The organism is Pseudoalteromonas sp. DY56-GL79 (assembly GCF_041414765.1).
Taxonomy (GTDB): Bacteria; Pseudomonadota; Gammaproteobacteria; order Enterobacterales; family Alteromonadaceae; genus Pseudoalteromonas; species Pseudoalteromonas piscicida.
Genome location: NZ_JANHZS010000012.1, coordinates 62,759 through 80,998, shown reverse-complemented (window position 1 = coordinate 80,998; position 18,240 = coordinate 62,759). Strand labels below are relative to the sequence as shown.

14 protein-coding genes are annotated in these 18,240 nt (G+C 44.0%); 6 read left to right on the top strand and 8 right to left on the bottom strand.

All coding sequences use genetic code 11. The features are described 5' to 3' along the window. Positions 1-194 precede the first annotated feature (194 nt). Complete coding sequence (locus NO992_RS10330) at positions 195-2,168, top strand: DUF2207 domain-containing protein (RefSeq protein ID WP_371376738.1); 1,974 nt, start codon at positions 195-197, stop codon at positions 2,166-2,168. 272 nt (positions 2,169-2,440) lie between these two features. Beyond that, positions 2,441-3,343 (top strand): DUF808 domain-containing protein, encoded by a 903-nt coding sequence (locus tag NO992_RS10325; protein WP_017217831.1) that lies wholly within the window; start codon positions 2,441-2,443, stop codon positions 3,341-3,343. Between the two features lie 50 nt (positions 3,344-3,393). Here NO992_RS10325 and NO992_RS10320 read toward each other — a convergent pair whose 3' ends face one another. Continuing rightward, positions 3,394-5,169, bottom strand: a complete 1,776-nt coding sequence (locus tag NO992_RS10320) for a sulfatase-like hydrolase/transferase (protein ID WP_371376735.1) — start codon at positions 5,167-5,169, stop codon at positions 3,394-3,396. Positions 5,170-5,363: 194 nt separating this feature from the next. Beyond that, a complete protein-coding gene (locus NO992_RS10315) occupies positions 5,364-6,104 on the bottom strand; it encodes a hypothetical protein (RefSeq protein WP_017217829.1) in 741 nt (246 codons plus the stop codon). Positions 6,105-6,510: 406 nt separating this feature from the next. On the opposite strand from NO992_RS10315, the gene NO992_RS10310 reads away from it, so the two are divergent. Further along, positions 6,511-7,377, top strand: a complete 867-nt coding sequence (locus tag NO992_RS10310) for an alpha/beta hydrolase (RefSeq protein ID WP_371376732.1) — start codon at positions 6,511-6,513, stop codon at positions 7,375-7,377. On the opposite strand, the gene NO992_RS10305 is transcribed toward NO992_RS10310, so the two are convergent. Continuing rightward, positions 7,369-8,544, bottom strand: coding sequence for an alpha/beta hydrolase-fold protein (locus tag NO992_RS10305; RefSeq protein WP_371376728.1), 1,176 nt, complete (start codon positions 8,542-8,544; stop codon positions 7,369-7,371). The genes NO992_RS10310 and NO992_RS10305 overlap by 9 nt on opposite strands. Positions 8,545-8,666: 122 nt before the next feature. Next, positions 8,667-9,500 (bottom strand): DUF2306 domain-containing protein, encoded by an 834-nt coding sequence (locus NO992_RS10300; RefSeq protein ID WP_371376725.1) that lies wholly within the window; start codon positions 9,498-9,500, stop codon positions 8,667-8,669. A gap of 197 nt (positions 9,501-9,697) precedes the next feature. Here NO992_RS10300 and NO992_RS10295 point away from each other — a divergent pair, with 197 nt between their 5' ends. Next, positions 9,698-10,813: a helix-turn-helix domain-containing protein gene (locus NO992_RS10295; RefSeq protein WP_371376722.1), complete on the top strand. Its 1,116-nt coding sequence runs from the start codon at positions 9,698-9,700 to the stop codon at positions 10,811-10,813. Here the strand turns inward: NO992_RS10295 and NO992_RS10290 are convergent. Together NO992_RS10290 and NO992_RS10285 are read right to left on the bottom strand one after the other, a co-directional pair. After that, entirely contained in the window at positions 10,810-11,769 is a 960-nt protein-coding gene (locus NO992_RS10290) for a hypothetical protein (protein ID WP_371376719.1), read from the bottom strand. The genes NO992_RS10295 and NO992_RS10290 overlap by 4 nt on opposite strands. Positions 11,770-11,806: 37 nt before the next feature. Continuing rightward, positions 11,807-12,577, bottom strand: a complete 771-nt coding sequence (locus tag NO992_RS10285) for an NAD(P)H-dependent oxidoreductase (protein ID WP_045961921.1) — start codon at positions 12,575-12,577, stop codon at positions 11,807-11,809. A 91-nt stretch (positions 12,578-12,668) separates the two neighbouring features. Here NO992_RS10285 and NO992_RS10280 point away from each other — a divergent pair, with 91 nt between their 5' ends. Further along, positions 12,669-13,574, top strand: a complete 906-nt coding sequence (locus NO992_RS10280) for a LysR family transcriptional regulator (RefSeq protein WP_371376715.1) — start codon at positions 12,669-12,671, stop codon at positions 13,572-13,574. Here NO992_RS10280 and NO992_RS10275 read toward each other — a convergent pair. Continuing rightward, on the bottom strand, positions 13,555-14,904 hold the full coding sequence (locus NO992_RS10275) for an MFS transporter (protein ID WP_371376712.1): 1,350 nt from the start codon (positions 14,902-14,904) through the stop codon (positions 13,555-13,557). The two genes, NO992_RS10280 and NO992_RS10275, sit on opposite strands and share 20 nt — an antisense overlap. A 314-nt stretch (positions 14,905-15,218) precedes the next feature. Here NO992_RS10275 and NO992_RS10270 point away from each other — a divergent pair, with 314 nt between their 5' ends. Next, positions 15,219-15,422: a hypothetical protein gene (locus tag NO992_RS10270; protein ID WP_017217816.1), complete on the top strand. Its 204-nt coding sequence runs from the start codon at positions 15,219-15,221 to the stop codon at positions 15,420-15,422. A 117-nt stretch (positions 15,423-15,539) separates the two neighbouring features. On the opposite strand, the gene NO992_RS10265 is transcribed toward NO992_RS10270, so the two are convergent. Beyond that, positions 15,540-18,092 (bottom strand): Ig-like domain-containing protein, encoded by a 2,553-nt coding sequence (locus NO992_RS10265; protein ID WP_371376709.1) that lies wholly within the window; start codon positions 18,090-18,092, stop codon positions 15,540-15,542. Positions 18,093-18,240 lie beyond the last annotated feature (148 nt).

Here is an 18,240-nt window from a genome sequence, read left to right as displayed (position 1 = left end):
GTTGCACCAAAAGGGAGCGTATATAGCCAAAAAGTCAACCGGTGATGTGCAAATATTATCAAGGTCTACTCGCCAAAAGCGGTGTTTTTAACGGTAACTTTAGTGTTGAAATTAGACCTTATTTGCTTTAGTCTGCTGCGCAAATTGAGCTGAGTTACATAGACTTAGCGCTGCGCATTCAAAGGATTTGAACAATGACTAAACGCTTTTGGTTTACCACGCTTTATGGTGTATTACTGGCAATCATTTTATTGGTTGTGAGCGCGCCTTCTCTGGCTTATTTGAGATTTAAAGATGCGTCGGTAGCGGATCCTCACTTCTCTCAGCTACAAGTTAATCTCGATATTAATAAAACGGGTGCACTGCAAGTTACTCAGCAAGGCATACTGCAAGGGGGAAACTTCGATTGGCAGGGGCTCGCGCAAACAATTGAGCTGGATGTGAGGTATCCAGATGGTACACACTATCTGAGCGATATCAGCATTGACTCAGTAAAAATCGACGAGCAAGAAGTGCGTTATGCACTGAAGTATAACTACGATAGAAGTGCAGTCACGCTTGTAATAAGCAAAGAGCAGCTTCCAAAGCAAGGACAAGCTCAGCAATTTGAAGTGCGATATCAATCAAAAAACCGTATGCGATTTTATCCGGCATTGGATGAATTGACTTATGCACTCTTTCCGAATGTTAATCTTAAAATAAAAAAGCTTACCGTCTCCATTCTCTATCCTCAAACTGCGACGCTGAAGGAGCACCAATTGTTTGTCGATCACCTAAAAAATGATGCGTTTTTGATACGCGATGGGGTGGTTGATGGACGCAATCAGCTCCTATTCGAGAGCCAATCTGAGATAGCAGATAAAGCGCAGGGAGAAATCGCCCTCGCGTTTGAAAAAGGTGTGTTTAAGGATAATTTTCTTTACCGCAAAATTTGGTATCCGTTTAGAGTGTTATTTATTGCTTTGCCGTTTTTAATGTTATTTGCATTGGCTGTGTGGCAAACGCGTAAGCGCCTCCACACATTGCCAAAACTTGCCGATGCGCATCCTTGTTCAACTCAACCACCAGACTTACCGATTTGCTTGGTGAGAGAGCTGGTTGCTGCAAATATCGAGCGCATGCTAACAGCAAAAGACGCATTAGCTGAGGTGCTAAAGCTTGCAGTGGCGAAACAGTTAACGATTAGCGAACGGGGTAAAAACAATGATGAATTTAGTAATGTTGAGCCAAAAAAGCTGGATCAAATTCAGATAAATCCTGAAGCGCCGAGCCAGCCAGAGGCGGTTGGGTTAAGCGGTAAACTGCAACGTTACTTTTATCAACAGCAAGACGTTCAAAGCCCGAGTGGAAAACGCAAGCGAAAACGAGTAATAAAAAACCGCTTTGTTATTAACAAAGGAAACGAGGGGAGAACGTCTTTCACAGAAATAATATGTCATTATGTGAATAATGCCGAAGTGGGGAAAGCTCAGCATAATGTAAACTTTCTTGCTTTTATTGTGCCTATTTTACTTTGGTTAAGTGCTTCTTTTGTTGTGATTGGAGTTGGTGCTGGCAATGGATGGCAAGTGTTTGCGGGGAGTTTAATTGTAGTTTTATTGTGCACTTCAATATTATTAATTGCGGTGCTTATTGTAGAGATGTTTATAGAACATCGCAGCGGAGATAAAAAGAGCCGAGAAATGTGGCTTGTACGCGCGTTAATTTATATTCCTACCTATTTATTCTTATTATGGATGTGTGTTGATGGTGATGATGAGCTGGTGAATGGTACCAGTGTGGTTTTTCACTTCTTTTACCTGGGTTTTATTGCGGCTTTCTTTTCATTTATCGGGCCCTCCAAGCAATTTAAAGCTTGGGTATTGCAGTCTCAGCAATTTTATCAATACATTAAACTTAAGAGTCAGCACTGCTTCGCTGAAGGGGTCGAAAAAGCAGAGTACGAAGCATTGTTACCTTATGCGTATGCATTTGGTTTGTTGAATGAGTGGATTAAAGGGTATGAGGCCTACCTAACAGCTGAGCTGGACGACACTATGCCTTTGATCTCTTGGATCCGGTATAAAAAAATTACCGAGCCGAGAGAATTAAAGCAACATTTAAGTTGTCTTGAAGCGGTCATGCCTGCAATATCATGTTTGGCCTATGATAAAAATATTGTGTATTAGGGTCTGTTGCTAACATAACCTGAGGTTTGGATAAGGAATGAGCTAACTCATTGTTTTTAATATCACATTAAATTATCCCCTTATCTAGCCAGACCGTTTTAGGGATAACAAGGCGAATTTATGCACCAATAGCTGGCTATTGGAAGTGAACTCAACGCAGTTAGCGCTAAAACTGGCTGCTAGAAAGGCATTAATTATCCGAAGCTCAGGTTAACATAAACAGTAATTTGACAACCGCACCTGATGAATAACTTAAACGAAAGGAGTGTGCTATGCCATCCGCAAACTTACTTGCCTTGCTCGATGATGTCGCTGCGCTAACAAAATTAGCCGCAACGAAAACCGCTCCGGTGTTAGGAGACGATCTTGCCGTCAACGCAGAGCAACTATCGGGCGGGATCAAACCAGATCGGGAGCTTGCAGTGGTATGGAAGGTGTTTAAAGGCTCCTTGCTGAACAAGTTTATTTTGGTGCCCGTTGCTTTGGCTTGCAGTTACTTTGCGCCGTTTATGATCCCCATTATGCTAATTTTAGGGGCGCTGTATTTACTGTTCGAGGGCGGCGAAAAAATTCTCCACGCTATTTTTCACCGTCAGGAGCAACAGCAAGAAACCGATGAGTTTGTCAAAGCGCTTGAGGATGAGCGTGTTGACTTGGTCGAGTTTGAAAAAGACAAAATCAAGGGCGCTATTGTTACCGACTTTGTTCTGTCGGCGGAAATTATCATTATTGCGCTGGGTGCGATTGCTGATCAGCCTTTTGAAAAGCAAGCAATAGTCCTTTCGTTAATTGGGCTTGCACTGACAGTCGGGGTCTACGGGATTGTGGCCTTGATTGTTAAGCTTGATGATATTGGTTTAGCCATGATTAAGGACGCAAGTAAGACTACACTTGCGGCGATAAAACGTGGGGTGGGTAAGGGGCTGCTTTATTTTGCCAACGGTCTGATGAAGTTTTTGTCGGTCGCCGGTGTGCTGGCAATGCTTTTAGTTGGCGTTGATATTTTGGCTCACCAGTTCCACTTACTCGAAGAAATTGTTCACGCTATTGAAAAGCTGATCCCTGCAATAAGCTGGCTTTTGAATATTATCGCCAAGCTTGGCTTGGGGGCGGTGATTGGTGTCATTATTGCGGCGGTGCTAAGTCAGTTGTTGGCAGTGTTTAAAAAAGCATAAATAATCGCAAGTAGCCCGTATATTTCAGGGCTACTTGCAGAGCCTTTCGATTACCTTCTAATCGGCACTTGCTGGTTGACTGGCTTTTGCGGTGCTTCATTGAGGTTTTGTGGTAATAAACGTTTGGCTTTACGCTGCTCCCGTAGCGTAAATTGAAGCGCTTTTAAAATCCGCGCCTCCAATGGCGTTTCGCAAAACGGGCTTAACAGGTTGTTCTCTTCCGTCGGATCTTCACTCAAGTTATAACACTCGTATTCACTGGGAATGAACTGAGAGGTTGTTATTCCGTCAGGGTTGCCAACGCCAACGACATTACTCACAGACGATTGCGTGGTAGCCTCATCGTTACCACCAAGATCAACTAAGTTCGGGTCTTGCTCATAGAATCTAGCGTTATCAAAATAACGTACAAACTTCCATTTCGTGTCACCGCTGATATCTGGTAGTTGTGTTACCACAGCTTCAATATGGTTCGGTTGGATAATACTATTGTAAGCTTTAGCGGTAAGCATATTCGTCATATCACTGCCAACTTCGATGTTGTCATCGGTCATAAAGTAAATAGCTTCTTCTTTGGGCGACGCTTCACCTAAAATGACGTTGGCTAGGTTTCGGCCAACGAGTGGCTGTGCTTCACTGTGATCTTTAGCAAGCTGAGTACGAGTTTGCTCAATATCTATATCCGCTAGACCAAGCAGGGTAGGCAGTAAGTCGATATGTGATGTGGTGATATCAAGCTGTTTAGGTTGATTGAAAAGCACTGGGTTAGAAATAATAAACGGCACGTTTAATACTTCTTGATACGCGGTGTACCATTTTTGATGTAGACCGCCGTGAGCACCTAGTAGCTCACCATGATCTGAGGTAAAAACGACAATCGTATTTTCATAAAAAGATGACTGCTTTAAAGCGTTAAATACCTGTTCTATATGCTTGTTCACTTCTGCGATAAGGTAGTAATAAAACTGTCGATAGGTTTCATCTGGTGGCTGTGGTAGATACATATGCGGGTACATAAGTTGATAGTCTTTTTGGCATCTAGGCTTGTCCATTAAGCTTTCATTTTGGCTTGGGGCTGGTGCAACACTTGGAAGGTTACCGGCTTCTTTTTCGGCATAAAAGTTGGAAAACCAATCTTTTTGTCCCATTAATACAATGTCGTGTGGGTTTACGAATGAAGAAACCAGTAAAAATGGCGTTTGGTCGCCGTTTTGTGCCTTTTCTTCAAGTTGTTTAAGGGTTTCACAAACTTGATTGGCAAATCCCGGATCTCGAGATGTACCTGAATTGTTCTCTGCAGCGCCATGAGGTTCAGGACCTATCCATTGACTAAAGCCAAACTTATCTAGGCGCTCTGCGCGCTCATAGAGAGCTTGTTTTGCTGGGTAAGGCTCTCCGGTTTCGGAGTTACTATACAGCGCTTGCTGACTCCCCGGCACGATAATATCCTCATCGGAGAGGTGCCACTTACCACGATAATAGGTTTGATAACCCGCTTCGCGAAACCAAGAGCCCATGGTTGGCACGGTATTGGGAGCCAGCCAGAACATATTTTGATCAAATGACGACTTGCCAATTCCAGGTGTTTGGCTGACGCCGTGTAGGGATGGATATTGTCCCGTGTAAATGGATGTTCTACTCGGTGCGCATGCCGTTGCTGCTGCATTATGGTTCATAAATTCCATGCCACAGCGGCGCATTTCTGCCATGCACGCACTGTGCTTGAGTCGATACTCTTTTGCTTGTGAATTTTCGTAGGGCGGAGGAAAACGCTCTTCATCGGTGGTAATGATTAGAAAATTCGGTTGTTTGCCATTAATCTTCATTACAATCTCCTTTTAACTTGCACAGGGTAAATGCCCACGAAGAGTGTAGTTGAAGATCCTTAGATATTTGCGCTTTGTGTAATTTAATTGTTTTTTTATTTTAAATAATGTGTAAAAACAACATTCTGTCTTTTCTCTACGATAAATAGAAAAAGGCCTTATCGGCCTTTATATATGTTTTGGTATTTGGTGAGTTACCAGTCGCCTGGGTCGCCGCCATCTGAGTCGCTGATCTCCTCGTAAGTACCGCCAGTGTCAATACTCAGCTGTTTAAGAAACTGAAATGTAGGGGTACTAGATACCGACTGAGATGCAGATGAAACATCTAATACATACATCTTATCTTTATTAGCTAGAATATTTTGCACTGTGCCTGTATAGATTGTGGCATTGAATTGCACAGGTGGTAGCTCAAACAGGTATTTAGAGGTTACGCTCGTTTGCCAATTTGAGCCGCCACAGCTAGAGGCTGGGCTGTCATTTTCGCCGCCATCAGTAGAACCATACACTCTTAACAGTGCGCCATTAGCGGCTTCTGTTGAGTAGTTTGCTCTTAACTCATCAGCGCCATCACACATAGCTTGTGCAAGTGCAGTTAACCCTGAGCACCCTTCTGGATCTAGTTGATAGAGTGCCATCATTGCCGCATTGAAACCGACAAACCCGTTAGTTAGGGATTGAATTTGACCGCCACTAGCAAACGTTTTCACATTTAGCTGTTGGCCATTAATTGTGGCATCTAAAAAGAACTTTGATACTTTTTGCACTGCTTGTTGCTTTGAGAACGAACATCGGCTTTGTCCATCTGGGCGTAACGTGTTCATTGAACTACTGCGGTCTAAAAAAAGTACGCCATAAGATTCAGGCGCAGCGAGCGAATTGAAACTCGACATTGTGGTTGCCAAAACAATGGCAGATACTAAGATTTTCATCATCGTGAACTCCATCTCAAAAGATACCATTTGCATTATCTAATCGGAAAATCTCACAACAGCGACAAGATATTGTTCAAATGGTGTAAGAAGTATCTGGCTGTACTGCTGATGCAGATACATGATTTGCGCGAGTAAAAAAAATGAACTTAATTGGTTGCAAATTTGTTGCGCAGCGTAAGGGTAGGGTAGATTCTGATTTTATCCATTACACCACATTACAGCGAAAGTTTATTTTTTAAAACATAATCTTACATTTAAATTTGGCATAAACTTTAGTATTTTCATGATGTTATGTTTATCTGCCTATATAATAGCAGTTGCGATTTAGTTTCTAAAAAATATACAGTAGGATGAAGTAAACAGTATTCAAAAGTACGAAATAATAAAAACAATGACAGGAAGTTTTATGAAGCGATATCTATTTTATTTCTTAGGTTTAATCGCCAGCGTAGCTGTTGGTTGGAAGTTTACCCAGTATCAGTCTCATTACACTTCAGATTATGTTGATGTAGTGTTGTCTTCACAAGTGCTTAATGAAGATCGAAAGGTCTTTATTCGCCTCCCAAAAGAATATGACAAGGCACATAGTTATCCACTCATTATTCGCACCGACGGCAACTTTAATCTCGCGCGGTGGGATGAGGTACTAAGCAGCCTTGCTGAACAAGGTAGGGTAGAAGATGCAATTTTAGTGTCTATTCCCAATCAATTTTGGACTGAGACCCGCAACCGCGACTTAGTGCCGCCTTATGCTCGACAAGATGTTGCGATTGAGGCCCGTCCAGAGAGTGACAATGATCCTGCCATTTTTGGTCGTGCAGATCGTTTTTTGCAATTTGTTGAAAGCGAGCTGTTACCCTATTTAGAAGCTAACTACTCAATTAACGACAACCGTGTATTAAGCGGGTTCTCTGCTGGTGGAAGTTTTGTACTTTATACCATGGTGACTAAACCAGCGCTTTTTGATGGCTATTTTGCTTTTAGTCCTGCTGCGTGGTACGACGACTCGGTTGTCGTAAAAGAATTCGCAAAAAGCCTAGCCAATGTTCAAGGCAAACCTAAGTATATTTACCTCTCCATCGGCGGTGCTGAGAATGACATCATTACGGGGGCATTTCACGGTTTATTAGATGCACTTGAACAACATGCGCCTGTCAATGTGCGTTGGGGACACAGCATTAGCGAGGGCGCGGGGCATTCACAAAACCCAGTGGTTTCTGTGCCACTTGCGTTGAGTGAATATCATCACTTTAGAAAAAATCAGTTAATGTAAGTGTTGCAATGCTTTGATTTCAGAGAGCAAATGTTTTTGTTCGCTTTCACTTAGCCCTTCAAGCTTAAGCATGGCTTGGTAGGTCTTTAATAGTGATGGCTTATCTCCTTTTTGCTGATAAGCCATCGCCAATTGCTGCAGTGCATTGAGAGACTCTGAGTTGTGCTGGCTCACAAAGCTAAACAGGTTGATGGCCGCAGTGAAGTTACGTTCGAATAGGGCGGCATACCCGAGCGAAGTCAGCGCACTATAGGGGTAAGTCTTGAGTCCATATAGTGACTTAGCGATGGCGACATGATTTTCCAGCTGAGTAACACCGGCAGCAGCTACCTTCAAGGATGGCTGATAATGGTTAAAGAGGTGCTGCAGACCATGATAATAGCTCGGGTAGACGACGCTCATATGGGTTTCGCTGCTAAAGTGCTGTGCTTTGAAGTCAATGCCATTTGGCTTTCGCCAAGCATCATTAAGACGTTGAAATGGCTGTGTTATGATTGCGCTTTCGTCTGCCACGCTGATGTAGATACACTTGTTGATTAACGCTTTTGCCAGTAAGTCATTTAATAATCGCTCTTTATCCCACCAAAGGCTTGGACTTGCCAACATCACACCATTAAATAAATCGGGTTTTTCAAGTAGCGCATAGGTTGCAAACAGCCCACCGAATGAGTGTCCTGCTAACGCGCGATAGCCTGATGTGCGATAATGCTTGTCTACGTATGGGATGAGTTCTTTGTCGATAAATTGCAGTAGCATTTTTGCACCGCCCGGATTTTGCTGTCGTGTTGGACCTGCAAAATGTCCCAGTACCGCAAGGCTGCCTTTGTGATAAGACGGGGTCAGATCTCGAGTGCGGTGTTCGTTGGTTTCGATGGCAACAATGATAAGTTCAGGTATTTTATGTTGTTGTGCCAAGAAGCGAGCCGCCGAAGCGGTATGTTCAAGATTGCTCTGGCCATCAGTCAGATATAACACTGGATAGCTTGTATTGCCTTGCTCATAGCTTGGTGGCAGGACGATATGAACCGTTCTTTTTTGCGAAAAATAAGCGGACGAAAGCTGCAGTGTCGAGTTCGGATCTGCTGAGTTATTAGCAACTGCGCTACCAACTGACAGCAATGTAAAAATAGCCACGATAACAATGTGAGTAACTAACCTAGTTTGCATAACCGCTCGTTCCCTGCTTAAAAATCATCGCTAATTTAACACGAGTCAAAACGACAAGGAACGGGTTATATAGCAGCGCCTAGGAATTATTTGTGTTGTCTCCTAACTGATTAAACTGTAATTTAACTAAAAAAGACGGCTGAAATGCGTGGCCACCACATCATGACAGCGGCCGCGCAGACACCAATCGCGGTGATCACAAAACCTAGGCTCATCATCACCGCGATTATCCACACCGGTGCGCTGACGTTGGTTTGGCGTTTTGCCCAAAAGTAGAGTTCTGCGAGTACCATTGGTAGCAGATAGCAGGCAAACGAAATAAATATATCGACAGGGCCATCTAAGGTTGCGGTATTGCCATTGAAGCCTTGGTTGACCATGTACCAACCAAACAAATAAAGACGAAATGTCCATACCCCATTAACCAACAAAAAACTATGTGCGGCATAACGTTGATGTGCGGCGATATTTTTTTGTATGGCAGCGTGCCAAGCAAAAAATATCGCAATGGGAATTAATATACCGTTGAGTGTTATCCCAATGGCACCAACATCGCTTAGCCTAAGACCGGTTACCCAAGTGAGATATAATCCTGTGAGTGCGCCCGAAATACCGAGAATAAAAAATACGCGTCCGTTGTAGCGGTGAAAGCGTGGAAAGCGTTTTCGCACCGCAGGAATAAGCTGTAATAAACCGCTGGTGGCCAAAATCACAGCGGGTAAAACATGGCTAAAAAACACCTTGGCATCTTTTGTGTGTCCACTCGCCGGTGAAACCGCTGCACTTTGCTCTGTGAGTCCCACGATAAGCGGGATGGCATATAGGCCTAAGATATAAACAGCAAACATCCATTGCCCGAGCAGTGCGATACATATCCAGCTCTTTACGGCACCATTCAATACGCTAAAGGGACTAAAGAAAAGCCCAGTTGTTTTGGTTAGATTGAGGGAAGACAAAATACTTATCCTTATAAATCAATGAACTTGATATATAAAATGATAAGATTTTGCTATCTCGTCGCTTTGATTTTGAAAATCAAAGCAAAGAAAGTAGGCCGAATTTTAAAAATGGTGGTGTTAAGTTTACTTGACCTGATGTAATGGTTATTTACAAAGTTAATTTGAATGCTTTTGGTGTGGCTGTTAGAGTTTCTGTGTCGATCAATATTCCTTCAATCACCATGACTATTGAAAACTATTACCTACTTTTACTTAGCCTATGTTGCACTTTGGTTGTTGCTCAGCTTTTTGTAAAAGAGAAAAAAGCAGCACATTTACTCTTTGCTTTAGTGTGCGGCTCGATAGCATTGGCCACGACCAAAAAGCTGACTCAAGATTCTTTAAATGGATATCAGTATTTAATTGGCATGGGCGCTTGCGTGACCTGTAATGGGTTTTGGTTGCTTGCTCGGGCACTATTTAGAGAAAAGCATGCCATTTTAAAAAGGCATGTTGTGTTTGCAATCGCCATTGCTGCCTTAGTCGTGTGGCGGCAAGGCTATTTGTTTATCGACAGTCAATTACACATGAATGCTAGCGGATTTGTTGAGTGGTTTAACATTGCGGCGTATGAGCTTACTTTGTTGTTGTCATCTAGTGTACTCATGTTGGCATTTTGGGAAGGGTGCCGAGGATTCTCACAGTCTCAAGGGCAAGAAAAAGCACAAAGGGTGCTATTCTTATCCGCTTATTTTATTTGCGTCGCAGGCACCAAATTAGTCGAAAATCGCTTTGCCGATAATCGTGAAGTTCAAGAGTGGGCAGTGACAAGCGCAGCCATCCTCATTATATTGACGGCGCAAGTGTTACTGTATTGGCGATTTTCATCTCAACGTACAATTACATCAGTAAGGCGCGTTGAATCAAATGAACCAACACAAACCGAGGATGATATTGCGCTCCAGCAACAGGTGGAACACTTTCTTATCAAGCAAAAAGGCTTTCTCAAAGAAGGGTTAAAAGTTGCTGACTTAGCTCAGCAATTTAATGAACCTGAATACAAGATAAGCCGAGTGATACGGCAAAACCTGCAAGCGCGAAATTTCAGCCAATTGGTCAATGAGTTGAGGGTTGAGCATGCCAAAGTGCTGTTACAAGACCCCGCTAAACAGCATTGGCCAGTACTTGTCGTTGGACTGGAAAGTGGTTTTGCGTCGGTTGGACCATTTACTAGAGCATTTAAAATCGCCACGGGAACCACGCCAAATCAATTTAGAAAGCAAAATAGCCAAACGCAAGTGCTACGTGAAGCACAAGATCAACAGGCCTAATCTAGCTTAGTTAGTTTGTATTGTAGCTGCTGAATAGGTAGCTCTATCGTCTGTGGGTCAAGCTCTGGCGTAATATCACTGACCGGAAAGACGTTATCTATTTCCACCGCATTCGCGATAGCGTTAGTATCGCCATCGGATAAAAAAGTGAGTTGGGTGTAATCACTGGGCTGTAAGTCATACCGAGCCAGCGTTGCTTTTAAGTCTATGCTGTATTCGTATGCGGCTAACAGGCTACCTGCGTTATCGGTATATCTGCAGAACCGCCATTGATAGCTACTTTCGATAAACTCCAGCGCCCAAATCCCACCTTTATCTTGGAGCATTTGTTGTGGTTGTTGGCAGGGCTGTGGTAGGGGCAGTAAACGGCTATGAGACCAAAGCCCCTCGTGGTTTTGGCACAATAAGTTGCCCTTACCAAGGTCGATAATATGCGGGCTTAGACCATATTGGCAAAACTGGGAGGCGGGAATGAAAAAGGGTGCGGTATGCTTGTTAAGGGCGCCAAACGCAATATAGCCCATTAATACCTCAGTATTGGTCACCCAGCCAAGGTAAACATATTCATCATCTTGCCAGTTTGTTGATGCGATTTTCCCTTGTTTAACGGTGTTAGTCAGCGTGAAGTGGTCGCTTTTGCCATTAAATGTACAAGTCAAACTGCCTTGGGTAGCGTCAATGTTGCATGATTGCTGAGCTTGCTCCTGTGATAGCGGCTTTATTTTAGAATTTGGCGTTTGACGAGTTAGCGCGGAGGTGAACTTAGCCGCAGCAGACAACTGGCCGGTTTGATCTTGTTTAAAACGACATTTAGGCTGTATCTTTGAGGAATTGAGCACGACACTACCATCAAGTACAGCAAGCTCACAGCTATTGGCTATGGTACAAGCCGTGAGCAGCATAACGCCACAAAAGGCAATCCAAGTGTTTTGCAAATCACAATACTCATCAATCATCAGCTACATCCTATAAACATAGCTGATAAGGCCTTGATTAAGCAATATGTGCAGCAATACCCGATTTTCCCATAGCGACTTCGGCTTTTAGCACTTGGCCGTTGATGTAATCGCCACTATTTTGTTTTCGGTAGGGGATTGGCTGTTCACTAAATACCTGTGTTAAGCGCTCTGACCAATTGACAATTTCATCAGCTATACGTTGATTCGGTTCGCCTTTTGCGTCGAAAATAACATGGTTTTGTAGAACGTCCATACCTGGGAAAAACAAAGTCCCGTGCGTGATCGGAAATAGTAATTCGTCCATTGTGCCGTTTATCCCTAAAGGAGAGTAATCCTCATATCCACCACCTGTGGTTACACAAATTAACGCTCGCTTTCCCTGTAAAACTCCCTCGCCGTAGCGCAATTGGTTCCCTTTGTTTTGATAACCGTAAGCAAAGCCATAGGCATAGACTCTATCGAACCAGCCTTTAAGTATGGCAGGCACGCTGTACCACCAAAGTGGAAAATGAAAAATAACCAAATCGGCAGCCAGCAATTTTTGCTGCTCTTGAATAACGTCTTCGGTTAGGGTGTTTGAGTGATATGCCTTGCCAGATGCTGCAATAATCGCAAGTGGTGCTTGTGAGTCATCTTGCGGGAAGTCGGTCTCATCAACCACAGCCTTCCATTTCATTTGGTATAGATCTGAAGTTTGAACTTGCAAACCCATGCGCGTTAAGGTTTCAACACTTGTTTTGGCGAGTGTCTGGGTTAAGGAAGTCGGCTCTGGATGTGCCGATACCACTAGTGCGGATTTGGTCATGATAAGTGCTCTGTAACGAAAAGGAGTTGTTACTATCTCTGTAATCTTGCTATAAATGAAATTGAATATTTTTACCCTAGGTATAAATTAAATGGATAGCAAAAAGGTGGACTTAAACCTGCTTCAGACTTTGGTGGTGTTACTGGAAGAGTGCAATGTGACCAAAGCGTCAGATAGGTTGAACCTCAGCCAGCCTGCAGTAAGCACTCAGCTAAGTCGGCTGCGCGGACTATTTGATGATCAGTTATTAGTCCCAATTCATAAAGGCATGCTACCAACTGCTAAAGCGCTTGCTTTGCTGCCGGAACTTCGCGCTGCGATGAAGCTAGTAAGTAACGTGTTAGTCGAGCATCAAGACTTTTTCCCAGAAACGGCCAATTTAACCTTTAAAGTGGCATGTACCGACTATTTACAGTTAGTGGTGATGACAGAGGTAATACGGCGTTTAAAAATCGCTGCGCCCAATATCAAGGTCGTGCTTTGCCACTTAAAAATAGCAACGCTTGCAGCCCAGCTACAACAGTCAGAACTCGATTTGGCATTAATGTCGCCGGAATGTGGGCCTGATTCGTTAAGATTTAAAACCTTATATCAAGAAAAGTATGTCTTGATTGGCAGAAAACATCATCCACAGCTAACGCCAGAAATGACAATCGCAGATTATGTGAAGCTTGAGCATATTGTGGTGTCTTTTGAAGGAAATAGCACCTCGACATTCGTTGATTCAATCTTGCAGCAATATGGTGTATCGAGGCAGGTGATGACGTCAGTACCCTCATTTTTATTGGTGCCGGAACTGGTGAGAAATACCGAGTTGGTTGCACTTATTCCAGCTCGTCAAGCGTCAAAACTCGGAGCTGATTTTACCCTCGTTGAAAATCCGATACCTGACTGTGCTTTTGATGTCGCTATGGTGTGGCACGAAGTGCAGCATCAATATCCTGCACTTCGTTGGTTACGAGCGTTTATCAGTCAGACTATGGCTGAGGTTTGTTAGTCGTTTCGTCCAGCTCCTCGGTTGGCTCACTATTTTGATCATTGTCGTCGAGTTCATCGTCGTTATCGCGAGGCGCATATTCGTCAACGACAAGTAGCTGTTCGTGTGCTGTTTTTTCTTCGATACGCGGGTCCATGGTGGCTGCGAGCGGTGAGCTGGTAATATCAGAAGTCGCAGCCACATAGTCGCTAGGCTCTGGCTGCTCAGCTTTTTGTCTGGCGTTGATAAAGTGGAGGAGTAAAAACATAACAACGGTTAGTGCGCTTAACGAAGCGTATAGGGCTTGATGACCAAAATGGGACATGATCTGTGCAATAGCGGCCGAGCCAACGCAGGCACCTCCCCCAAACGCCACCAGCAATGCGGAAGAAACACCAACACGGTCTTCATCATCAACACGGGAGTTTGCTAGTGCCGAAGAAAGTGGGTACATGGTAAATGCAAATAACCCAAAGCCAAAAGTCAGCCAAAGACTGTAGCTTGGGCTCAGTGGCAGTAAAAATATACAAAGAGAAATCAACCCAATAAAAACAGCGTTACTGCGCAGTAAGATACTTCTGCGAACTCGGTCAGAGATAATGCCCATTGGCCACTGTGCAAGCAAACCTGCAAAAATTGTTACCGACATATACATAGCAATTTCTTCGGCATTAAATCCTGATTGGCTGGCAAAAGTCGGGGCAAGGCCATAAAAGCTGCCATTAATCACTCCGGCAAAACAGACCGCCGTAAGAGATTGAGGCACTTTTTTGAAGTAGGTAAACAGACTGACTTGAATAGGTTTAAGTGGCTTGGGGTGGATCCGCCTCGTCGTTGAAATAGGGATAATTCCAAAGGATAAAGCAACAACAATTAAAAATAGCGGCGCATAGCCAAGCTCGGGGAAGTTAGAAAGCGCAAACTGCCCAGTTACCATACCGAGGTAGGAAGTGAGCATGTAAAAAGAAAATACCCGCCCTCGCTGCTCTGGTGCTGCTTGTTCATTCAGCCAGCTTTCGAGCACCATAAAGTTACACATCATGCCAAGACCCACCACAAGTCGTAGTCCAAGCCAAAGATAGATATTGTCACTCACCCCATGTATTGCTACGCAGGCCGTCACTGCAGCTGTGCTTGCCGCAAACGCGCGAATATGCCCAACTGATTTGATCAGGTGGTAGCCTAATTTGGCACCGAGCAACAAACCCAAGTAATAAAACGAGGTAAGCAAGCCGATCCAAAACGTGCTGACGCCGTGCTGGCCTAAATAAAGCGCTAAGTAAGTAGTCAGCAGGCCTGTCCCACCGACTAAGAATAGATTTGTTAAATAAAGCGATGGAAAAGATTTCATATCGACCTTGGGATTCATTATGAATTTGCGTGTAACGCTCTAATAGTAGGGGAGAAATAGTTTATTTCCAAGCAAAAAGCTGTTGACCGTTTATCAGCCTTGTTTGTTTGTGTCGTTGGCTGATTGCTACATAGTCTAAGTTATAGGGTTATTCAGTGTGGTTCTGGCAAAAATACAGTGATAACACGCGAATGATTGAATAGTTGCTTTAATTGGGTTGAGTGTTTTTTGTTCAGGTGATACAACTTAAGTTCAGGACTAAATTATTATGAGCTAGTTCCTGAATTTATCAATAAAACAAAAAAGGATTACCAATGAAATTAACGGTTAAAAAATTAAAGTCTTTATCTAAAAACAGCCAAACACTTGATTATGCAGCGACGCCTAATGTGGCAGGCGGTTATACAACGAGGCCTGGCACGATTGGTTGTGAAACCACGACTAAAGAGTGTGATTTAATCACCACTGCACTTTGTACAAGCGCTCGATGCGATAACTACACGACTGAAAATTGTTAGCAATTAAGTAAGCAGGAGCTGGGCAGTACCTGCCTTTATTCTTTGTATTTTATTGATTCATCAACCTGAGCTCAGAATAACGTTTGACGTAAATACCAAGCCCAGGCCAATGTAACTTTAATTTCCTCGATTCATCTGCGTTAATTTATCGCCAATGGGTTGAGAGAAGTTATAACCATCGTACTTATCCCAGTTAATCGACCATGTCATCACGCCACCAAAGTTCGGATAAGCCCTGTTGGGTTGAATAGTGCCACATCCTGTACCTTTGGTTAAACAATCTAAGGCATTGATGATATTGCCGATAGGCGCTTGACCTGAATTTGCCGACTGTGGGCCAGAAGGTAGACCAATGGCTACTTGGTCATCCCTAAGTGGCGCAAAGCGGGTGCCATCAGCAAGATCAAATCCTTCAATCAGCATTTTTGCATGAGCAACCATCATGTTCACTGAGCCCTCAGGAGCACTTCCCGGTTCGTATGGGTTAGGTAGGCCGCCATTGTTGTATAGCTGTACGTGCAGTAAATCTAATGTGTCGCGTAGCTCATTTATAAGTGGAATATAAGCGCCCCAAATACCTGAATAGGCAATCATGCCACCATGTACGTAGGGATGCTCAGGGGCCATGGTAAGTACCATATTGCCACCAATATTTTGTTCTATTTGTTTTAATGCTCTTGGCAGCCGAGCTTGGATCTGAGAGCCATGCACAAGGTTCGAGCCACTCTCTAAATCTATATCGAGCCCGTCAAATCCCCATTGTTGAATAATACCGGTGAGGCTGCTGACAAATGCCGCTTCATCGGCATCCGTATTGAGGGTAATTGTGCCTTCTGCACCACCAAGGCTTAGCACAAAAACTTTACCTTGCGCTTGTAGTGCCTGCATGTCGGATTTGAATTTTACTGGGTCGATAGGCGGGCAGTTAGAGCGAATGTCTTTTTCAAATGGTGTGAAGTGCACTGTGCCATTCGAGTTTCTATCATTTTCAGCAAAGGCAATATCGATGATGTCCCAAGCAGTAGACATCTGATCAAGTGGAATAGGGCAACCAGCTGGATTGACAAAGTTATGCCAATAGCCAATCAGTTTGTGCTTTTTACCGATGGGTTTGTCGATGACTTGAACTGTCACGCCGCTACTGGACACCTGTTCATTATTGTCGTTGGTGGCCGTGGCATAAAGTGTTTTTGTGCCGATTGAGGCCGGTGCATAACTATATTCGTAGGGTGGCGTTGCGTCTGTATTGAGTAATACGCCATCAGCATAAAATTGTACTTGTGTGATTTGTCCAACAAAAGAGGATGCTTGTGCAATCAATTGAGTGGAATTACCCAAGGTAATTTGGCTGCCGCTAGTGGGGGCGAGTAAATCAACGGCAATCGGTTTATCAGTTACATTCACTGTGATTGTTTGCTCGCTTTGATTACTTTCATTATCGACGGCAATGGCGTTTAAGCTTACCGGATTGAGGGTTGTCGGTGTCCAGCTGTGGCTAAGTGTTCCTTGATTGGCTGTGGCGAGGAGTGTGTTGTCAGCATAGAGTGACAGTGTAGCAATACTGCCGTCAGTATCTTGAGCACTGACAGAGATAGTGGTGGGCGCATTGACCAAAACAGTACCATTATTGGACGGGCTTTCGAACGTTACGGTTGGCGCGATTGCGCAGATCCCTAAGTCGCTCCAAGCATCGGTCCAATACTGGCCTGTACCTGGCTCGTATGCCCACTGCGCGTTTGAGCTACACCAGCCTGCGATGTCACAGCGATATTTATGATTATTATGCGCGACGAGTTCACCAGCCTGGTAATTTTGTCCAGCGCTGTATGCTCTAAGGCCTTGGCAGCCACCTCCCACTTTTGTTAACACGTCGATGGCAAGGTTTGCCTCACTCACCAAGCCTCGATTGTCTATCGCTTTTACATTTAGTTGGTTTACGCCAACTTGTTCCGCTTGGAATTGGAACTCAAAAGGGGAGGTTGTTAGGTTCGCGACAAGCTGGTTGTTCAGGCTAATTTCTACTCCCGCAATAGTACCGTCGCTATCTTCAGCGGTGATGCTGATCCCTACCATATCGCCTTGATAGAATTGCTGGCCGTTGGCTGGTGCTACAATGGATACGTTCGGTGGTAAATTTCCCCCGCCCGGTTTTACTGTGATCCGTGCTGATTGCGAACTTCCGGTTAGCCCTTGTAAATCGGTGGCAATTGCACTGATATCGTATTCGCCAAGTACTGCGCTCCAAGTGGTTTGAAATGGCGCGCTAGTATCCGTTGCGATAACTTGGCCATTTACTAAGAATTCGACATAAGCTAGGTCACCATCGGCATCATTGGCATCAGCGGAAAAAACAGCGCTGTCATTTTCGCCCAGCACAGCACCATTATTTGGGCTGGTGAGTACGACACTCGGCGTTTGACCTGACCCCGTTGCACAAGCTCCAAGTGACCGCCAGACATCATAAGGACCTGAGTGGCCAGCTGGATTGTCGTTTTGACTGTACCACTTAGCTTCATATGCTTGGTTTTGGGACTCTGTAATATCCCCTTGTCTGTAGACTTGTTGTTCAGACCACAGGGCTAAATTACTACAGTCGTAGGCGTTTGCTTGGCCTGCGAGGATGAGAGCGCCGCTCGTCCAAGCCAATCGTAATATAGAAGTTGGTTTCATACTGATCCCTTACAAGTTGTTGTGTGTTTTATGAACAAAACCAAATTAGCATATAGGTAAATAATTCGTTAATCAACACTCGAGTTATGAGTAAATCTCATCGCTGCAATAACATGAGCATCACAATTTTAATTCGCATATTTCAAAT

Coding starts and splice junctions, on each gene's coding strand:
- NO992_RS10325 (WP_017217831.1), top strand. CDS start 2,441: ATGCCATCCGCAAACTTACTTGCCTTGCTCGATGATGTCGCTGCGCTA.
- NO992_RS10285 (WP_045961921.1), bottom strand. CDS start 12,577: ATGACCAAATCCGCACTAGTGGTATCGGCACATCCAGAGCCGACTTCC.
- NO992_RS10275 (WP_371376712.1), bottom strand. CDS start 14,904: ATGAAATCTTTTCCATCGCTTTATTTAACAAATCTATTCTTAGTCGGT.
- NO992_RS10310 (WP_371376732.1), top strand. CDS start 6,511: ATGAAGCGATATCTATTTTATTTCTTAGGTTTAATCGCCAGCGTAGCT.
- NO992_RS10305 (WP_371376728.1), bottom strand. CDS start 8,544: ATGCAAACTAGGTTAGTTACTCACATTGTTATCGTGGCTATTTTTACA.
- NO992_RS10320 (WP_371376735.1), bottom strand. CDS start 5,169: ATGAAGATTAATGGCAAACAACCGAATTTTCTAATCATTACCACCGAT.
- NO992_RS10265 (WP_371376709.1), bottom strand. CDS start 18,092: ATGAAACCAACTTCTATATTACGATTGGCTTGGACGAGCGGCGCTCTC.
- NO992_RS10330 (WP_371376738.1), top strand. CDS start 195: ATGACTAAACGCTTTTGGTTTACCACGCTTTATGGTGTATTACTGGCA.
- NO992_RS10290 (WP_371376719.1), bottom strand. CDS start 11,769: ATGATTGATGAGTATTGTGATTTGCAAAACACTTGGATTGCCTTTTGT.
- NO992_RS10280 (WP_371376715.1), top strand. CDS start 12,669: ATGGATAGCAAAAAGGTGGACTTAAACCTGCTTCAGACTTTGGTGGTG.
- NO992_RS10270 (WP_017217816.1), top strand. CDS start 15,219: ATGAAATTAACGGTTAAAAAATTAAAGTCTTTATCTAAAAACAGCCAA.
- NO992_RS10315 (WP_017217829.1), bottom strand. CDS start 6,104: ATGATGAAAATCTTAGTATCTGCCATTGTTTTGGCAACCACAATGTCG.